18 protein-coding genes are annotated in these 17270 nt (G+C 67.6%); 12 read left to right on the top strand and 6 right to left on the bottom strand.

The features are described from left to right. Positions 1 to 37 precede the first annotated feature (37 nt). From CYU59_RS02320 to msrB, 3 genes are all read left to right on the top strand, one after another. Positions 38 to 1159, top strand: a complete 1122-nt coding sequence (locus tag CYU59_RS02320; RefSeq protein WP_292975455.1) for a glycoside hydrolase family 76 protein — start codon at positions 38 to 40, stop codon at positions 1157 to 1159. Next, a complete protein-coding gene (locus CYU59_RS02315) occupies positions 1152 to 2501 on the top strand; it encodes a 3-oxoacid CoA-transferase (protein ID WP_292975453.1) in 1350 nt (449 codons plus the stop codon). Before CYU59_RS02320 ends, CYU59_RS02315 begins: the two co-directional genes overlap by 8 nt. Before the next feature lie 117 nt (positions 2502 to 2618). After that, positions 2619 to 3050, top strand: a complete 432-nt coding sequence (gene msrB / locus CYU59_RS02310) for a peptide-methionine (R)-S-oxide reductase MsrB (protein ID WP_292975625.1) — start codon at positions 2619 to 2621, stop codon at positions 3048 to 3050. A gap of 5 nt (positions 3051 to 3055) precedes the next feature. Here msrB and bla read toward each other — a convergent pair whose 3' ends face one another. Continuing rightward, entirely contained in the window at positions 3056 to 3961 is a 906-nt protein-coding gene (gene bla, locus CYU59_RS02305) for a class A beta-lactamase (protein WP_292975450.1), read from the bottom strand. Between the two features lie 8 nt (positions 3962 to 3969). Next, positions 3970 to 4689: a DedA family protein gene (locus tag CYU59_RS02300; RefSeq protein WP_292975448.1), complete on the bottom strand. Its 720-nt coding sequence runs from the start codon at positions 4687 to 4689 to the stop codon at positions 3970 to 3972. A 68-nt stretch (positions 4690 to 4757) separates the two neighbouring features. Between CYU59_RS02300 and fbaA the strand changes: the two genes are divergently transcribed. Then, positions 4758 to 5792 (top strand): class II fructose-bisphosphate aldolase, encoded by a 1035-nt coding sequence (gene fbaA / locus CYU59_RS02295; RefSeq protein ID WP_292975446.1) that lies wholly within the window; start codon positions 4758 to 4760, stop codon positions 5790 to 5792. A gap of 104 nt (positions 5793 to 5896) precedes the next feature. On the opposite strand, the gene CYU59_RS02290 is transcribed toward fbaA, so the two are convergent. Continuing rightward, positions 5897 to 6736, bottom strand: coding sequence for a hypothetical protein (locus CYU59_RS02290; protein ID WP_292975443.1), 840 nt, complete (start codon positions 6734 to 6736; stop codon positions 5897 to 5899). Between the two features lie 111 nt (positions 6737 to 6847). Between CYU59_RS02290 and CYU59_RS02285 the strand changes: the two genes are divergently transcribed. After that, positions 6848 to 7264: a DUF3151 domain-containing protein gene (locus CYU59_RS02285; RefSeq protein WP_292975440.1), complete on the top strand. Its 417-nt coding sequence runs from the start codon at positions 6848 to 6850 to the stop codon at positions 7262 to 7264. On the opposite strand, the gene CYU59_RS02280 is transcribed toward CYU59_RS02285, so the two are convergent. Beyond that, a complete protein-coding gene (locus CYU59_RS02280) occupies positions 7261 to 8148 on the bottom strand; it encodes a cation diffusion facilitator family transporter (RefSeq protein WP_292975438.1) in 888 nt (295 codons plus the stop codon). The genes CYU59_RS02285 and CYU59_RS02280 overlap by 4 nt on opposite strands. 145 nt (positions 8149 to 8293) lie before the next feature. Between CYU59_RS02280 and CYU59_RS02275 the strand changes: the two genes are divergently transcribed. Beyond that, on the top strand, positions 8294 to 9553 hold the full coding sequence (locus tag CYU59_RS02275) for an acyl-CoA dehydrogenase family protein (protein WP_292975435.1): 1260 nt from the start codon (positions 8294 to 8296) through the stop codon (positions 9551 to 9553). A 3-nt stretch (positions 9554 to 9556) separates the two neighbouring features. After that, positions 9557 to 10666: an acyl-CoA dehydrogenase family protein gene (locus CYU59_RS02270; protein ID WP_292975432.1), complete on the top strand. Its 1110-nt coding sequence runs from the start codon at positions 9557 to 9559 to the stop codon at positions 10664 to 10666. A 36-nt stretch (positions 10667 to 10702) separates the two neighbouring features. Here the strand turns inward: CYU59_RS02270 and CYU59_RS02265 are convergent, their stop codons facing one another. Both CYU59_RS02265 and CYU59_RS02260 read right to left on the bottom strand, forming a co-directional pair. Beyond that, positions 10703 to 11476: a site-2 protease family protein gene (locus CYU59_RS02265; RefSeq protein WP_292975429.1), complete on the bottom strand. Its 774-nt coding sequence runs from the start codon at positions 11474 to 11476 to the stop codon at positions 10703 to 10705. Between the two features lie 153 nt (positions 11477 to 11629). Beyond that, positions 11630 to 12253, bottom strand: a complete 624-nt coding sequence (locus CYU59_RS02260) for a peptidase M50 (protein ID WP_292975427.1) — start codon at positions 12251 to 12253, stop codon at positions 11630 to 11632. A 139-nt stretch (positions 12254 to 12392) separates the two neighbouring features. Between CYU59_RS02260 and CYU59_RS02255 the strand changes: the two genes are divergently transcribed. Genes CYU59_RS02255 through CYU59_RS02235 form a run of 5 tightly spaced genes read left to right on the top strand, consistent with a single transcriptional unit; the run spans position 12393 to position 17266 of the window. After that, positions 12393 to 13691, top strand: coding sequence for an adenylosuccinate synthase (locus tag CYU59_RS02255; RefSeq protein WP_292975425.1), 1299 nt, complete (start codon positions 12393 to 12395; stop codon positions 13689 to 13691). Then, positions 13688 to 14329, top strand: a complete 642-nt coding sequence (locus tag CYU59_RS02250) for a PaaI family thioesterase (RefSeq protein WP_292975423.1) — start codon at positions 13688 to 13690, stop codon at positions 14327 to 14329. The genes CYU59_RS02255 and CYU59_RS02250 overlap by 4 nt, the downstream gene beginning before the upstream one ends. A gap of 23 nt (positions 14330 to 14352) precedes the next feature. Continuing rightward, on the top strand, positions 14353 to 15573 hold the full coding sequence (gene purT, locus CYU59_RS02245) for a formate-dependent phosphoribosylglycinamide formyltransferase (protein WP_292975420.1): 1221 nt from the start codon (positions 14353 to 14355) through the stop codon (positions 15571 to 15573). A 50-nt stretch (positions 15574 to 15623) separates the two neighbouring features. Beyond that, on the top strand, positions 15624 to 16037 hold the full coding sequence (locus tag CYU59_RS02240) for a rhodanese-like domain-containing protein (RefSeq protein WP_292975417.1): 414 nt from the start codon (positions 15624 to 15626) through the stop codon (positions 16035 to 16037). Beyond that, positions 16034 to 17266, top strand: a complete 1233-nt coding sequence (locus CYU59_RS02235) for an O-succinylhomoserine sulfhydrylase (protein WP_292975414.1) — start codon at positions 16034 to 16036, stop codon at positions 17264 to 17266. Before CYU59_RS02240 ends, CYU59_RS02235 begins: the two co-directional genes overlap by 4 nt. Positions 17267 to 17270 lie beyond the last annotated feature (4 nt).

The raw sequence follows: 17270 nt of genomic DNA, 5'->3' as shown, positions 1-17270 counted from the left end.
GCTTGCATGGCCGGCCGATAGGGCAGGATCAGCAGTCATGGATCAGGTATGGGTCAACCGGGCGGTCAGCGCGGAGGCCGCGGTCGCTGGTCGGCATCTGAAAAGGCTGTGGGCGCTGCCCGGCACCCAACTCGGGGTGGTGTCCTGGCCGCCTGCCCGCCGCGACCGCTGGTTCGGCGGCTGGCACTACTGGTGGCAGGCACACCTGCTGGACTGCCTCGTCGACGCCGAGCTGCGCGACCCGCAGCCTGAGCGCCGCGTCAAGATCGCGCGCCAGATCCGCGGACATCGACTGCGCAACAACGGATCCTGGGTCAACAAGTACTACGACGACATGGCCTGGCTCGCGCTCGCGCTGGAACGCGCGGCGCGGATCGCCGGCGTGGAGCGTCCGGGTGGGTTGCGCAAGCTCAACGATCAACTGGTCAACTCCTGGGTGCCGGAGGACGGCGGTGGCATTCCCTGGCGCAAACAGGACCAATTCTTCAACGCACCGGCCAACGGCCCGGCCGGAATCTTCCTGGCCCGCTACGGCGATCGGCTGCGGCGCGCCCAGCAGATGGCGGACTGGCTCGACGAGACGCTGATCGACCCGGAGACGCATCTGGTCTTCGACGGCATCAAGGCCGGCTCGCTGGTCCGGGCGCAGTACAGCTACTGCCAGGGCGTGGTGCTCGGCCTGGAGACCGAGCTGGCCGCGCGTACCCAGGACGACCGGCACGCGCCGCGAGTGCATCGCCTGGTCGCCGCCGTCGCCGAGCACATGGCGCCGGGCGGGGTGATCCGCGGCTCCGGCGGGGGAGACGGCGGATTGTTCGCCGGCATCACCGCCCGCTACCTCGCGTTCGTCGCCACCACCCTGCCCGGGGACTCGGTTGACGACGTCACGGCCCGCGACACCGCCCGCCGCCTCGTGCTGACGTCGGCGCAGGAGGCATGGGACAACCGGCAGACCGTTGAGGGGCTGCCGCTGTTCGGCCCGTCGTGGGACGAAACCGCCGAGCTGCCGGCGGCGGGTGGCCAGCAGGCGCAGTTCGTCGGCGGCGCGGTCAACGGCTCGGAGATCGCCGAGCGCGACCTGTCCGTGCAACTGTCGGGTTGGACATTGATGGAAGCGGCCCACGCCGTCGCCGACTACAAGGGGATCAGCAATGAGTAAGGTCCACGCCGACGCCGTGTCGGCCTGGGATGGCCTGTTGAAGGACGGAATCACCATCGCCGCAGGGGGTTTCGGCCTCTGCGGCATTCCCGAGAACCTGATCCAGGCGTTGGTCGGCAGCGGTGTCAAAGATCTCACGATCGTCGGAAACAACGCCGGCGTCGACGATTTCGGCATGGGCCTGCTGCTCAAGGCGCGTCAGGTCAACAAAGTGATCGCCTCGTACGTCGGGGAGAACAAAGAGTTCGAACGCCAGGTTCTGGCCGGTGAACTCGACCTGGTGCTGACGCCGCAGGGGACACTCGCGGAGAAATTGCGTGCCGGCGGCGCCGGCATCCCCGGCTTCTACACCCGCACCGCGTTCGGCACGAACCTGGCCGAGGGCAAGGACACCCGGGTCTTCGACGGCACGGAATACGTTCTCGAAGAAGGCATTCGGGCCGACGTGGCCATCGTCAAGGCGTGGAAGGGCGACCGTGCGGGCAATTTGATCTACCGCAAGACCGCCCGCAACTTCAACCCGATGATCGCCACCTGCGGCACCGTGACCATCGCCGAGGTGGAAGAACTTGTCGAGGTCGGCGAGCTGGATCCCGACCTGGTCCACACTCCCGGCATCTACGTCGACCGGATCATCGAAGGCCCGTCCTACGAGAAGCGCATCGAGTTCCGCACCACCACCGGCGGCGCAGCGGCCAAGAAGGACAGCCCGATCCGCGAAGTGATGGCTCAGCGCGCCGCCAAGGAACTGCGCGACGGCTACTACGTCAACCTGGGTATCGGCATACCGACGTTGGTGGCCAACTACATTCCGGACGACATCACCGTCACGCTGCAGTCCGAGAACGGTCTGCTCGGCATCGGCGCCTACCCCAGCGAAGACGCCGTCGACCCCGATCTCGTCAACGCCGGCAAGCAGACCGTCACCAGCCTGCCCGGGTCGAGCTTCTTCAGCAGCGCCGACTCGTTCGCGATGATCCGCGGCGGCCACATCGACCTGTCCATCCTGGGCGGACTCGAAGTCGCTGAGAACGGCGACCTGGCCAACTGGATGGTGCCGGGCAAGATGGTCAAAGGACCCGGCGGCGCAATGGATTTGGTGTCCGGCGTCAAGCGGGTGATCGTCGTGATGGACCACACCGCCAAGGACGGCAGCCCGAAGATCCTCAAGCAGTGCTCGCTGCCGGTCACCGGCAAGGCGGTGGTGGACATGATCATCACCGACCTGTGCGTCTTCGACGTCGAGCCCGGGCAGGGCCTCACGCTGATCGAGTTGCACCCCGGCGTCACCGTCGCCGACGTGCGCGCCAAGACCGGCTGCGATTTCCGCGTCGCGGTCTGATCGCCACGGGTGGCTATGGTGGAAAAGGTGACCACACCGCAAAGGCCGGTCCTCAACCGGCGGCAGATTCTGTTCGGCACCGCCGTAGCGGGTGCGCTCGCCGCCACCGGGTCGGTGCTGGCCTGCAGCGCATCGGGTGCGCCGAGGACTCCGGCCAAGACGTTCGACGTCAACCACAGCGACGACGAGTGGCGGCGGATGCTCTCACCGGCGGCCTACGACGTGCTCCGCAAGGCGGGCACCGAGCGCCCCTACAGCAGCCCCCTCAACGACGAGCACCGGTCCGGCACGTTCACCTGCGCCGGCTGCGGCCAGGACCTGTTCGCGTCGAGCACGAAGTTCGACAGCGGCACCGGGTGGCCCAGCTTCTACCGGGTCCTTCCCAACGCCGTCCTCGAGCAGCAGGATGACAGCGCCGGCATGACGCGCACCGAAGTCCTGTGTAACCGCTGCGGCGGCCACCTGGGCCACGTCTTCAACGACGGACCGCAACCGACCGGGCTGCGCTACTGCATGAACGGTGTGGCGATGGGCTTCCGGACGGCCTAGCGGGCTCAGCCGCCGGCCGGCGCCAACGCCGACGCGGCGATCGTGGCGGCCCGGGCAATGATCTGCCGAGCCCGATCCGCCGGCACGCGCGGATCGTCAGGCGCGGTGTAGACGGCGACGACGATCGGTGCGCGGCCTGGCGGCCAGGCGATCGCGAGGTCGTTCGATTCCCCCTGCGCGCCCGAGCCGGTCTTGTCGCCCACCACCCACTGCCGGGGGAGCCCGGCCCGGATGGCCTTGCCACCGGTGGTGTTGGCCTTGAGGAGATCGGCGAACCGCGTGCGCGGCGCCGGTGGCAACGGATCACCCAGAACCAGCGTTCGCAGGTTCAGCGCCATCTGCCCAGGCGTCGACGTGTCCCGAATATCCCCTGGCGCAGTCACATTGAGATCGGGTTCGAGCCGGTCGACCCGGGTGACGTTGTCGCCCAGCGACCGGGCGAACGTCGTGACGGCAGGCGGGCCACCGAGCAGGCGCACCAGCAGGTTGGCCGCGGTGTTGTCGCTTACCGTGATCGCCGCGTCGCACAAGGCCTCGACCGTCATCCCGGTGTCGACGTGCTTGGAGGTAACCGGGGCCCACTCCAGGACGTCGGCCTGGTCGTAGCGGATCAGCCGATCGAGCAGGCCGGGTTCGCGCGCGCTTCGCTGCAGGACCGCCGCGACGCTCAGCGTCTTTGCGGTCGAGCACATCAGGAAGCGCTCGTCGGCGCGGTAGCGCAGGCTTGCCGGCGACCCGGTGTCGAGCGCGCACACCCCCAACCTGCCCGGCAGCTGCTTCTCGAGCGCCGCTAGGGCGTCGTGTTGCGACTCGACCGTCGGCGAAGCTGTCGGAGCGCCGCGACGGTTGCATCCGGCGGCGAGGGCGCCGACGCCGACGAAGCCCGCGCGCAGGGCGGTGCGCCGGTTCATCGACACGACTAGTCGGCGACGGTCAGCTTGTCTTTGTCGTCCTGGGTTGCGCGGCGACGTTTCAGGTAGGCCCGGCCGGTGGCGATGAACGCCGGCAGCATCGACACGAACAGGATGCCCAGGACGATCTTTTCCAGGTTTTGGTGAATGAACGGAATGTTGCCCAGGAAGTAGCCGGCGATCGTCACCCCGCCACCCCACAGCACACCGCCGACGATGTCGAAGGCCAGGTAGACCGGGTAGCGCATGTACGACACCCCGGCGACCACCGGAGTGAAGGTCCGCACGAACGGCATGAACCGGGCCAGGATGATCGCCGCGGGCCCGTACTTCTCGAAGAAGGCGTGCGACTCGGTCACGTGGTGCTGCTTGAAGAAGCGCGAGTCTTCTTTCTTGAACAACGCCGGCCCGATGCGACGCCCGATGAAGTAACCGGTCTGGTCGCCGAGAATCGCGGTCAGCGCCACGGCAGGAGCCAGCACCCAGATGTCGAGCGTGCCGTGCGCGGCCAGCAGACCACCGGTGAACAGCAGCGATTCACCCGGCAGCAGCGGGAACAGCAGACCGGTCTCGACGAAGACGATGGCCAGGATCGTCGGCAGCACGGCTGATGCGAACAGACCCTGGGGGCCGATCCAGTACATCGGGTCGAGGATGTTGGGCATTGCCGCTAGAGCTTCCTCGTGGATTTCACGTGTTTCAAGATACCGGCGGTTCGGGTCGGCCATGACCGGGCGGGCTGCGGACCCGCCGAGGATATTGCGATACTGATGCGACCCGTCAGGAAGGAAGCCGCATGCCCATCGCAACGCCAGACGTCTACGCGGAGATGCTCAAGCGCGCCAAGGAGAACGAGTACGCCTTTCCGGCGATCAACTGCGTCGGCTCGGAATCCATCAACGCCGCGCTGAAAGGATTCGCCGACGCGGGCAGCGACGGTATCATCCAGTTCTCCACCGGCGGCGCGGAATTCGGCTCCGGCCTGGGCGTCAAGGACATGGTCACCGGTGCCGTCGCGCTGGCCGAGTTCGCTCACGTCGTCGCCGCGAAGTATCCGATCAACGTGGCCCTGCACACCGACCACTGTCCCAAGGACAAGCTGGACACCTACGTGCGTCCGCTGCTGGCCATCTCGGCCGAACGGGTCGCTGCCGGCAAGAACCCGCTGTTCCAGTCGCACATGTGGGACGGTTCGGCGGTGCCGATCGACGAGAACCTGGAGATCGCGCAAGAGCTGCTCAAACTGGCCGCCGCCGCCAAGATCGTCCTGGAGGTCGAGATCGGCGTCGTGGGCGGCGAGGAAGACGGCGTCGAGGCCGAGATCAACGACAAGCTCTACACCACCCCCGAGGACTTCGAGAAGACCATCGACGCACTGGGTCACGGCGAGCACGGCCACTACCTGCTGGCGGCGACGTTCGGCAACGTCCACGGCGTCTACAAGCCGGGCAACGTGAAGCTGCGTCCCGACATTCTGGCGCAGGGCCAGAAGGTCGCCGCCGCGAAGCTGGGTCTGGCCGACGGATCCAAGCCGTTCGACTTCGTCTTCCACGGCGGATCGGGCTCGGCGAAGTCGGAGATCGAAGAGGCACTGCGCTACGGCGTGGTGAAGATGAACGTCGACACCGACACCCAGTACGCCTTCACCCGGCCGCTGGCCGCGCACATGTTCACCAACTACGACGGCGTTCTCAAGGTCGACGGCGAGGTGGGCAACAAGAAGGTCTACGACCCGCGTAGCTACCTCAAGAAGGCCGAGGCGGCGATGACCGAGCGCGTTGTCGAGGCTTGCAACGACCTGCACAGCAACGGCAAGTCGGTCAGCGGCTAGCCCCCCGGCCCGAACGTGAAGTTGACTTCACGTTCGGCCGCCACTGTGAAGCTGGTTTCACGTTCGGCGCGAACACCGGGCTAGCCGCGCTAGGCGAAAACGGCTCAGCCCGAACTGGATTCGCAGATCTTCCACTGGTCGTCGCGGTACTGCAGGTCGAAGCTGCGTGTCGAGCGGGTCTGCGGCGCGTAGGCCATGAACGCGGTGACGTTGGCTTCGGCGTGGTTTCCGTCCACCACCACCTGGTCGATATCGGCGACGACGGGGTACTGCTTGGCCGCGGCGACCCGGTGATAGGTGTCGCTCCACTCGCGCTGGTTGTAGTTGACGTAGTCGTCGCGCATGCTCCCGCAGGTCAGGCTGCGCAGCTTGGTCAGATCGCCGGTCTGCACGGCGGCGTCGAAACTCTCAATCGTGCTGCGTACCTGGTCTTCCCGCGACGCGTTGGCTTTCCGGTCGTTGCGGGTCAGTAGCACGGTGCCCAGCACCGCGACGGCCGCCAGCGCCAAGATGATCAGGATCAGCGCCAGCACCCAACCCCAGCTCCGCTGGCCCGACGGCCGGAACTTCGACCCGAGCCGGGGCGGAATCAGTTGCGGCGTAGCGGGTCTCGCGCCGGGCTGGCCGCCGCCGGGCGCCCGCCCCTGGGCGAACACCTCGGTAGCAGGGTCGCTGGCCGCATCGATGATCGCGGTTTCCTTGGCGTCGAATCCGGGAGCGGTGTAGCGGCGTTCACCGGGCTGAAGCTGCGGAGCCGGCGGCTGCTGCTCCAACGCGCCCGGGTCGATCACCTCGGTCGCCGGGTCCGCGGTGCGCGGGCTTTCCGTCGTCTTCTCGTCGGCGCCGGCCGTCGGTTCGACAGCGGTGTCGGCGTCGGATCGCGCCGCGTCTTCGGTGGCGTCGTGATCGGTGGCGTCGGGGTCCGACCCTGATGAATTGGGCATAGGCGCAGCTGTCCCCTTCGGTGTCGAAATACCTATTGGAGCTTAGCGACCCGACCCCGGTCACCGGCGTCATGGCACCCCGCTGTTGCGTCGCACGGCACAATAACCCGCATGACGCCGATCCATGATCTGTTGGGACCCGATCCGACCTTGCTGCCCGGTGACCCGGACGCCGAGGCCCAGCTGCAGGCCGGTGACAATCCGACCGCGGTCGCCGCCGCGCATCCGTCGGCGTCGATCGCGTGGGCGGAGCTGGCCGAGGATGCCCTGGCCGACGACAAGGCGATCACCGCCTACGCCTATGCGCGCACGGGCTACCACCGCGGCCTGGATCAGTTGCGCCGCAACGGCTGGAAGGGCTTCGGCCCGGTCCCGTTCTCGCACGAGCCCAATCGCGGCTTCCTGCGCTGCGTGGCCGCACTGGCCCGCGCGGCCGACGCGATCGGTGAGACCGACGAACAAGCCCGGTGTCTGGATCTCCTCGATGACTGCGACCCGGCCGCCCGCGCGGGGCTGGGCTTGAGCTAGAAGCCGGGCGCGCAGTCCCCGGCGCTGTTCGGGGGCTCGATCTGAATCGTCGCGTGTTCGAGGCCGTGTGCGGCCAGCACCGCCTGAGCCTCGCGCAGCACCCGCGCCGAGGTGTCGCAGCCGGCCAGGTGGGCGGTCACCATGTCCTTGCCGGGCACCAGGGTCCAGACGTGCAGATCGTGGACCTCGCTGACGCCGTCGACCGCCGCCAGCGCGGCGCGCAGTTCGTCGACGTCGATGTGGCTGGGTGAGGCTTCGGAGAGGATCCGCAGCGCACCCGCCGCCAGTGACAGCGCCCGGGGCAGCACCCACAGCGCGACGAGGACGGCGACCACGACGTCGGCGTAAGGCCAGTGCGTGGTGATGGTGACCACGCCGGCGATCAACACGCCGATGCTGCCGACGGTGTCGGCGATGACCTCCATGTAGGCACCTTTGACGGCCAGGCTCTGCGACGAGTGCGAGCGCAACAGCAGCGCGACAACGGCATTGGTGGCCAGCCCGGTCAACGCGACGGCGACCATCGGAACACCCGGCACATCGGGTGCCTGACCGATTCGCCCGATCGCCTCCCGCAGGATCAGCGTGGCCACACCGATCAGCAGCACGGCGTTGGCGACGGCGGTGAACACCTCGGCCCGGTGCCAGCCGTAGGTGCGAGACGGTGACGTGCTGCCGCGCCGGGCCAGGATCACCGCGCACAGGCCCATGAACGTGGCCGCGACATCGGTCAGGATGTGGCCGGCATCGGCCAGCAGGGAGATGGAGCCGATCAGCAGCGCGGTCGTCAGCTCGACCGCGAAGAAGCCGCCGAGCAGGGCGGTGGCGATGGCGAGTCGTGGCACGGGTGTGCCCGGGTTCGCGTGATCGTGGCCGGCACCCATGCTCCGCAATATATGCGCAGTTACGCATGTATTGCAAGATCGGCCGCTAGCGACGGGCCTGCTGCTTGGAGGGCATGCCATTGACAGGGCGGAGCGCCTGTAGTTCAGTCGATCAAACTAAACAGGTGTCAAGAATGGGTCATTCGTGGCGGCGTCGGACCGCCGTCGCTGGAAAGCGAGGCTGACCGCCGTGCACATCGACTTCGCTCCCGAGCTAGACACCTTCCGCGAGGAAGTGGCGGCCTTTCTGGATACCGCGCCGACCCCGGCGATCCGGGAGGCGGGCCGCAAGCTGACGAGCGCCTTCGCTTCCTTCGACGAGGTCATGGAATGGCAGCGCATCCTGCATCGTCAAGGGTGGGCCGCCCCAGCCTGGCCGGTCGAATTCGGTGGACCTGGCTGGTCGGTCGAACAGCGGTTCATCTTCGCGGAGGAGTACTGCGCGCGCGACCTGCCGCCGCTGCTGCCGAACTGTCTGCAGATGGTGGGCCCGCTCCTGATGGAACTGGGTACGGCCGAGCAGCAGGCCAAGTATCTCCCGAGAATTCTTGCGGCCGAAGACTATTGGACGCAAGGCTATTCCGAGCCCAACTCCGGTTCGGACCTCGCTTCGCTCACCTGCTCCGCGGTCGCCGACGGTGACGATTACGTGATCAACGGCAGCAAGATCTGGACGACGCTGGCCCACCGGTCCAACCGGATGTTCATGCTGGTCCGCACCAGCTCTGAGGGAAAGAAGCAGCGGGGCATCACCTTTCTGCTGCTCGACCGCACGGACTACCCGGGCATGACCATCCGGCCGATCGTCGGTCTCGACGGCTTTCCCGAACAATGCGAGGTGTTCTTCGACGACGTGCGGGTGCCGCAATCGGGTCGGGTGGGGGAGGAGAACGACGGCTGGACCGTCGCGAAGGCGCTACTGAAGCACGAGCGGGGTGGCTCGGCGCAGGGCCCGTTCCTGCGCCGGCGGGTGCGTCTGATCCGCGAAGCCAGCATCACTGCCAATGCGCCCAACGGTGGTGTGCTGGCCGATGATTCGGTGTTTCAACGCGACCTGGGTGAAGCGGAGGCCGATGTCGCGTCCTACGAATACTTCGAAAAGTTGGCGATCAGTGGGCATCCCGTAGCCGATGACCCGGCGTTCCCTTCGGTCAAGAAGACGATGAGCACCGAGTTGACGCAGAAGCTCTCGGTGTTGATGACGCGCGTCGCCGGTCTGGAGTCGCTTCCGTTGCAACACGAGGCGCTCACCATCGGGTCCTCGCATCCCGCACTGGGCGACGAGCAGGACCTGATTGCCATGCCCTTCTACCTGAACTCGCGTGCCACCACCATCTACGCGGGCACCAACGAGGTACAGCGCGACCTGATCGCGCGAAGTCTGCCGTTTGCGGGAAGGAGCTGACCGGTGGACTTCTCTTTCTCGGATGAGCAGACGATGCTGCGCCGCAGCGTGTCTCAGTACCTCGGCCGGTCCTACGGCTTCGAACGACGGCAGGAAATCATCGGCTCCGAACGCGGAACCTCCGACGAAGTGTGGCAACAATTTCAAGAGTTCGGGCTTCTCGCGCTGCCATTTCCCGAAGAGCTCGGCGGGTTGGGTGGATCGTCGACCGACGTCGTCGCGATCGCTGAACTGTTCGGTGAGCATCTGGTGAGCGAGCCCTACCTTTCGTCGGTGATCCTGACCGGTCGGGCGCTCGCGCTGATCGAGCACAGCGACGCCGCGCGCACATGGCTGGACATGATCTCCGACGGCGAGGCGCTCGGAGCCTTCGCTCACGAGGAGGGCCGCGGGACCGCCGACCCGGCGCGAATCACCACCGCCGCAACGCTCGGCGCAGACGGCTATCTGCTCAGCGGCGAAAAGCGGTTGGTGCTCGGTGGCGGCGACGCGCAGGTCTTGGTGGTGACGGCGCGACTGCATGGCGCTGGTCACGCCGAAGGTGAACTCGGCATCGTGCTGCTGACCCCGGACGTGCCGGGGGTGTCCCTGACGGCCTACCGCACGATCGACGGACGTAAGGCCGCGAACTGCACGTTCGACGAGGCGCCGGTAACTCTTCTGGCGGCCGACGCCGCCGAAGCCATAGCCGGGATCCTCGAGGGAGCCATCCTTGCGCTGTCCGCCGAGGCTGTCGGCGCCATGAATGCGTTGGTGGCGAACACCGTCTCCTACGCAGGAACGCGGCAGCAGTTCGGGGTGCCGATCGCCACCTTCCAGGCGGTGGCGCACCGCCTGGCCGACATGAAGATCGCCCTCGTGAAGGTACGCTCGACGTTGCTCTACACCACCGCGCTGGTGGAATCGGCCCGCGCGCAGGCGCGCGACATCTCGTTGCTGAAGGCACAAGTCGGCCGCCTTGGCCGGGCGGTTGCCGAGAGCGCGATCCAGATCCACGGCGGCATCGGAATGACCGACGAGGTCGCGGTCGGTCACCATTTGAAACGAATCCTGGCCGTCGACGCGATGTTCGGCGACAGCGACTACCACTACCGGAAAGTGGGTGCCCGCTAGCGGGTTCCCTCGGGCACGTTCCAGACTCCCGTCAGATCAGCGCCGCCAGAACTGTGTCAACCCGGCTCCGGCGCGCCACAACAAGCTCGGAACCCCGGACAGTTCGAAGACGCTGTCGACCAGACCGAAGAACAACTGGTTCAGGGGCGGCGCGAGTAGCAACAGGAACAGCAGCAGAAAGCCGTACGGCTTGAATTGCGCGAGAGCCCGCTGCGTCTCCGGGCTCAGGTAGGGCTCCAGCGCGTTGTAGCCGTCCAGGCCGGGAATCGGCAGCAGGTTCAGCAGCAGCGCCGTGATCTGCAGGAACCCCAGGAACGCGATCCCGGCCCACAGCACCGGATGTAGTGGGTCGAAGAACAGGTTGGTCGCCTCGAGTAGCAGCACGGCCAGCAAAAGGTTCGCTGCGGGCCCGGCCAGGCTGACCAGCGTGCGCTGCTTGGCCGACAGGTATGACATCCGCACGTACACCGCGGCCCCCGGCAGACCGATCCCGCCGATCGCGGTGATCGCGATCGGCACCAGGATCGACCACACCGGGCTGACGTAGCGCCGCGGATCCAGGTCGAGGTAGCCGCGCAGCGCGATGTCGCGGTCGCCGCATCGCCAAGCGGTGAAGGCGTGTCCGAACTCGTGCAGGCACAGCGACACCACCCAACCGGCGATCACGAGAATGAAAACCGAGGCGTAGGCCAGCGGCCCCACATCGTCGCCCACCCAGTAGGCCAGTCCGCCGCCGAGAATCGTTACGCCGACGATGGCCAGGAAGATCGGGCTGGGCCGCACCGACTGGTGCAAGTCACGGGCGCTCACTCGACGAAGCTACCGGACGGTGCCAGAGTGCCGGCTCCTCACGCCTTGCGGTGCTGGTCACCGGACGGTGCCAATGCGCCGGCTCCTCACGCCTGGCGGCGCTTGTCACCGGACGGTGCCAATGCGCCGGCTCCTCACGCCTGGCGGCACTCGTCACCGGACGGCTAGCCAGCCCTCCGTGTTCCGGTAGATCGTCGAGCGGCGCGCCGCCCGCGACCCGGGCACTCCGTCGCGGACCACCATCACCCCGGGGCCACCGAGCTGCGCCGCGCGCCCGACCAGCCAGCGACGGGTTCCCGACACCCGCGCCCGCAACCCGGGCAGCGCCGCCGTCGGCTCGACCGTCACCCCGCGGACCTCGCCGTCGAAGAGCACCGCGTCGTCGACGACGGCCTCGCCATGCAGCAGCGGCTCATCGTCGGTCGGTCGCCAGACGGCACGCCCGGCGATCACCGATCCGGTCTCGTCGCGGATCAGCGGCACCCGGTGGACCGATCCACCCAACGCCCGGCGCGCCGCCCGGCGCCCGGACGGCAGGCGATAGGCCCGGGTTGCGGGTGTGCGACGCCGCGGCACGTAGGCCACCTCGACGCCCAGCAGCTCGGCGCGCATCAGCCGGGTCAGCACCGACGCCAGGTCGGCATCACCGCCGACCACCACCACGCGGCGGGCGGCGGCCAGGGCGGTGTCAGTGTCATCGGGGACGGTGACCGTCAGCCCCCGCAGCGCGCGTGGCACGCCGGAAGCGAAGGTCAAAACCACCACATCTGAGTTCACGAGCCCGCCTCCTCCTCAGGCCGATTCGGCCTGGATCGTCACCAGGCTTGGCATTCAGAAGCTTCACCGCAAACGGCTGAGATAGTATGGGTCACCGGCTGGACCACAATAAGCGGCTGAATTGAGTGGGAGAAACGCCATGCCGGCAATCGTCCTGATCGGCGCCCAATGGGGTGACGAGGGCAAGGGCAAGGCCACCGACCTCCTCGGCGGCCGCACAAACTGGGTCGTTCGCTACCAAGGCGGCAACAACGCCGGGCACACGGTCGTCCTGCCCAACGGTGAGAACTTCGCGCTGCATCTCATCCCGTCGGGCATCTTGACCGCCGGGGTCACCAACGTCATCGGCAACGGTGTGGTGATCGACCCGGGTGTGCTGCTCGACGAGCTCAAGGGCCTCGAGGACCGCGAAGTCGACACCTCCAAGTTGCTGATCTCCGCCGACGCGCACCTGCTCATGCCGTATCACGTGGCCATCGACAAGGTGACCGAGCGCTACATGGGCAACAAGAAGATCGGCACCACCGGCCGCGGCATCGGGCCCTGCTACCAGGACAAGATCGCCCGCATCGGGATCCGGGTGGCCGACGTGCTCGACGAAGAGGTGCTCACCCACAAGATCGAAGCGGCGCTGGAATTCAAGAACCAAGTGCTGGTCAAGATCTACAACCGCAAGGCGCTCGATCCGGTGCAGGTCGTCGAGGCCCTGCTCACGCAGGCGGAGAGTTTCAAGCACCGCATCGCCGACGCCCGGCTGCTGCTCAACAACGCGCTGGAGTCCGGCGAGACCGTCCTGCTCGAAGGCTCGCAGGGCACGTTGCTCGATGTCGACCACGGCACGTATCCCTATGTGACGTCGTCCAATCCGACCGCCGGCGGCGCGGCGGTGGGCTCGGGTATCGGCCCGACCCGGATCACCACCGTGCTGGGAATTCTGAAGGCTTACACCACCCGCGTGGGTTCGGGCCCGTTCCCGACCGAGTTGTTCGACGAGAACGGCGAATATCTGTCCAAGACGGGCGGCGAGTTCGGCGTCACCACCGGCCGGCGCCGGCGCTGCGGATGGTTCGACGCCGTCATCGCGCGCTACGCCACCCGGGTCAACGGGATCACCGACTACTTCCTGACCAAGCTCGACGTGCTGTCCAGCCTGCAGACGGTCCCGGTGTGCGTCGGCTACCGCGTCGACGGCAAAGAGACCACCGAGATGCCGATGACGCAGAGCGATCTGCACCGCGCCGAGCCGATCTACGAGGAGTTGCCCGGCTGGTGGGAGGACATCTCGGAAGCCCGTGAATTCGACGATCTGCCCGCCAAGGCGCGCGATTACGTGCTTCGGCTCGAAGAGCTTGGCGGAGCTCACATTTCGTGCATCGGAGTTGGCCCGGGTCGCGACCAGACCATCGTGCGTCGCGACGTGCTGGCGGCTCGCGCGTGACCGAATCCTCGCGCAGCCCCGATCAACTCGATCCCGACTACGAGCACCACGGTGGATTTCCGGAATACGGCGCGGCCAGTCCCGGGCCCGGCTTCGGACGTTTCGTGACGGCCATGCGGCGGCTGCAGGATCTCGCGGTGTCCGCCGATCCCAGCGACGACCTCTGGGATGACGCCGCCGCCCACGCCGAGGCGCTGAGTGAGCAGCTCGCCCCGTTCACGGCTGCCGAAGGGGTGGCTCCGGCCGGTCGGTCGCCGCAGCTGCCCGGGATGGGCAGCCTGCTGCTGCCGCCGTGGACGATGAGCCGCTTCGACCCCGACGGCGTCGAGATGCGCGGCCACTTCAGCCGGTTCCATGTCGGCGGCAACGGCGCCGTGCACGGCGGTGTGCTGCCGTTGCTGTTCGACCACGTCTTCGGGATGGTGGTGCACGCCGCCAACCGGCCGATCAGCCGCACCGGATTCCTGCACGTCGACTACCGCAAGATCACCCCGACCGACACCCCCCTGGTGGTGCGCGGTCATGTCGCGGCGACCGAGGGTCGCAAGGCGTTCGTCCGCGGCGAACTGCTGGACGGTGAAACCCTGCTGGCCGAGGCAAACGGCCTGATGATCCGGTTGCTGCCCGGCCAGCCGTAGCGCCCCACCTATCCTTGAGCACCGTGACCACGCCGCAGAACGAACCGACCCCGCAGCCGAGTGATGCCGACCGAACGACGGTCATGTTGCTGGGTTCCGGAGAGTTCAGTCGCGAGCTGGCCGTCGCCCTGCAGCGGCTCGGCGCCCACGTGATCGCCGTCGAGCGCTATGCCGACGCGCCCGCGCACGGCGTTGCCGACCAGGCGCTGGTGGTCGACATGGCCGATGCCGACGAGCTGGGTGCCGCGATCCAGCGGCTGCGCCCGCATTTCGTGGTGACGGCATCCGATGCGGTGGCGTCCGACGCACTGACCGCCGCGGCGGACAGCGGCGCCGCGGAGTTCGTCCCGACCGCCCGCTGCGCGCGGCTCACCGCCGACCGGGAAGGCATGCGCCGGCTGGCCGCCGACGAGCTCGGCCTGCCCACCGCGCCGTTCTGGTTCGCCGGATCGCTCGACGAGTTGCGTGCCATCGCCGACCATGCCGGCTACCCGCTGCGTGTGCAGCCGGTGGCTGCCGTCGGCGGCGAAGGGCAATCGGTGGTGTTGCTGCCGGACGATCTGGAGCCGGCCTGGCAGCGGGCGGTGTCCGCCGGCGGGCGGCTGGCCCACAGCCGGGTGCTGGCCGAAACGCTGGTCGAGATCGACTTCCACGTCACGCTGCTCACGGTCCGCAGCGAGGGATCGGCAGGGCCGACGCTGGACTTCTGCGCACCGATCGGGCATGGCGAATCCATCGGCGATGTACAGGAATCCTGGCAGCCGCAGGATCTCAGCCCAGCTGCGCTGGACGCCGCCAAATCCATCGCGGCCCGCGTGGTCAAAGCGCTCGGTGGACGCGGCCTGTTCGGCGTCGAGCTCATGGTCCGCGGCGACGAGGTGTACTTCAGCGATGTCACCGCCCGGCCGTTCGAGAGCGGACTGGTCACTGTCCGCACCCAACGGCTGTCGGAATTCGAGATGCAGGCGCGGGCCATCCTGGGACTGCCCATCGACACCATCATGATTTCGCCGGGCGCCGCCGAAGTCATCTACGCCGGCACTGGCGGCTCGGTGCAACGACCGGGGCGCGGCAGCGCGCTGGGTGAGGCGCTGCGCACCACCGAAAGCGACATCCGGGTATTCACTCGCGATGAGTCTGAAGCGCGGCGTCCGCTGGGCGCGGCCGTGGTCACCGCCGCCGACGTGGCCACCGCGCGCGGCCGTGTCCGGGATGCGTCGGCTGCGCTGCGCAAGCTCTGGTGACCCCTCGGCCCGCCACGGCTCTCCCAGCCGAATATGCGAGACTCACGCGGGTGAGCTACGCAGGAGACATCAGCCCCGAGCAGGCCTGGGGGCTGCTCAGCGAGAACCCCGAGGCCGTGCTGGTCGACGTCCGCACCGATGCCGAATGGCGGTTCGTCGGCGTCCCCGACCTGGCCGGACTGGGTCGCGATGTGGTCTACATCGAATGGAACACCTCTGACGGCAAGCACAACGACAATTTTGTCGCTGAGCTGCTCGAGCGTGTTCCGGCTCGCGACGACCGTCCGGTGGTGTTCCTCTGTCGCTCCGGCAATCGTTCGATCGGGGCGGCCGAGGCTGCCACCGAGGCCGGTGTCGCGCCGTCCTACAACGTGCTCGACGGCTTCGAAGGACAGCTCGACGGCGACAACCACCGCGGCGGAAGCGGTTGGCGCGCAGTCGGTCTGCCCTGGAAGCAGACATGAGCCCTGCTCAGCCGGAAGTGCCCTCGGTCCGGATACCGGAGCCACTGCCCGAGGGGGTCAGCCAGGCCACGATCGGGGTGCGCGGCGGAATCCTGAGGTCGCAGTTCGAAGAGACCTCCGAAGCCATGTTCCTGGCGTCCGGCTATGTCTACGGCTCCTCGGCCGAGGCGGAGAAGGCTTTCACCGGTGAGGTGGACCGCTACGTCTATTCGCGTTACGGCAACCCGACGATCAGCATGTTCGAGGAGCGGTTGCGTCTCATCGAAGGCGCGCCCGCGGCATTCGCCACCGCCAGCGGAATGGCCGCGGTGTTCACGTCGCTGGGCGCCCTGCTCGGCGCCGGCGATCGACTGGTGGCCTCGCGCAGCCTGTTCGGCTCCTGTTTCGTGGTGTGCACCGAGATCCTGCCGCGCTGGGGTGTCGAGACCGTGCTCGTCGACGGTGACGACCTGACGCAGTGGGAGCAGGCGCTCTCGGTGCCGACTCAGGCGGTGTTCTTCGAGACGCCGTCCAACCCGATGCAGTCGCTGGTCGACATCGCCGCGGTCAGCGAGCTCGCCCACGCTGCCGGGGCAAAGGTCGTGTTGGACAATGTTTTTGCCACCCCGCTGCTGCAGCAGGGTTTTCCGCTCGGCGTCGATGTCGTGGTTTACTCCGGCACCAAGCACATCGACGGCCAGGGGCGGGTGCTCGGCGGCGCCATCCTCGGCGACAAGGAATACATCGACGGTCCGGTGCAGAAACTGATGCGCCACACCGGCCCGGCGATGAGTGCCTTCAACGCCTGGGTGATGCTCAAAGGCCTTGAGACATTGGCGATTCGGGTTGATTATCAGAACAAGTCGGCGCAACGGATCGCCGAGTACCTGGAAGGCCATCCCGCCGTGCGGTGGGTCCGCTACCCCTTCTTGTCGTCGCACCCGCAATACGACCTGGCCAAGCGGCAGATGTCCGGCGGCGGCACCGTGGTGACCTTCGAACTCGACGCCCCCGACGGCGCGGCCAAGCAGCGAGCGTTCGAGGTGATCGACGGTCTCCAGCTGATCAACATCTCCAACAACCTCGGCGATTCGAAATCCCTTGTCACGCATCCGGCGACGACAACCCACCGCGCGATGGGGCCGGAGGGCCGGGCCGCCATCGGTCTGGGCGACGGGGTGGTGCGCATCTCGGTCGGGCTCGAGGGAACCGACGACCTGCTCGCCGACATCGACCGGGCACTGGGCTAGGCCC

Origin of the sequence: Mycobacterium sp. (assembly GCF_002863225.1) — a bacterium.
In the GTDB taxonomy this organism is placed as follows: domain Bacteria; phylum Actinomycetota; class Actinomycetes; order Mycobacteriales; family Mycobacteriaceae; genus Mycobacterium.
The sequence above is the reverse complement of the archived record's forward strand: the minus strand, read 5'-3'. Positions and strand labels throughout refer to the sequence as shown.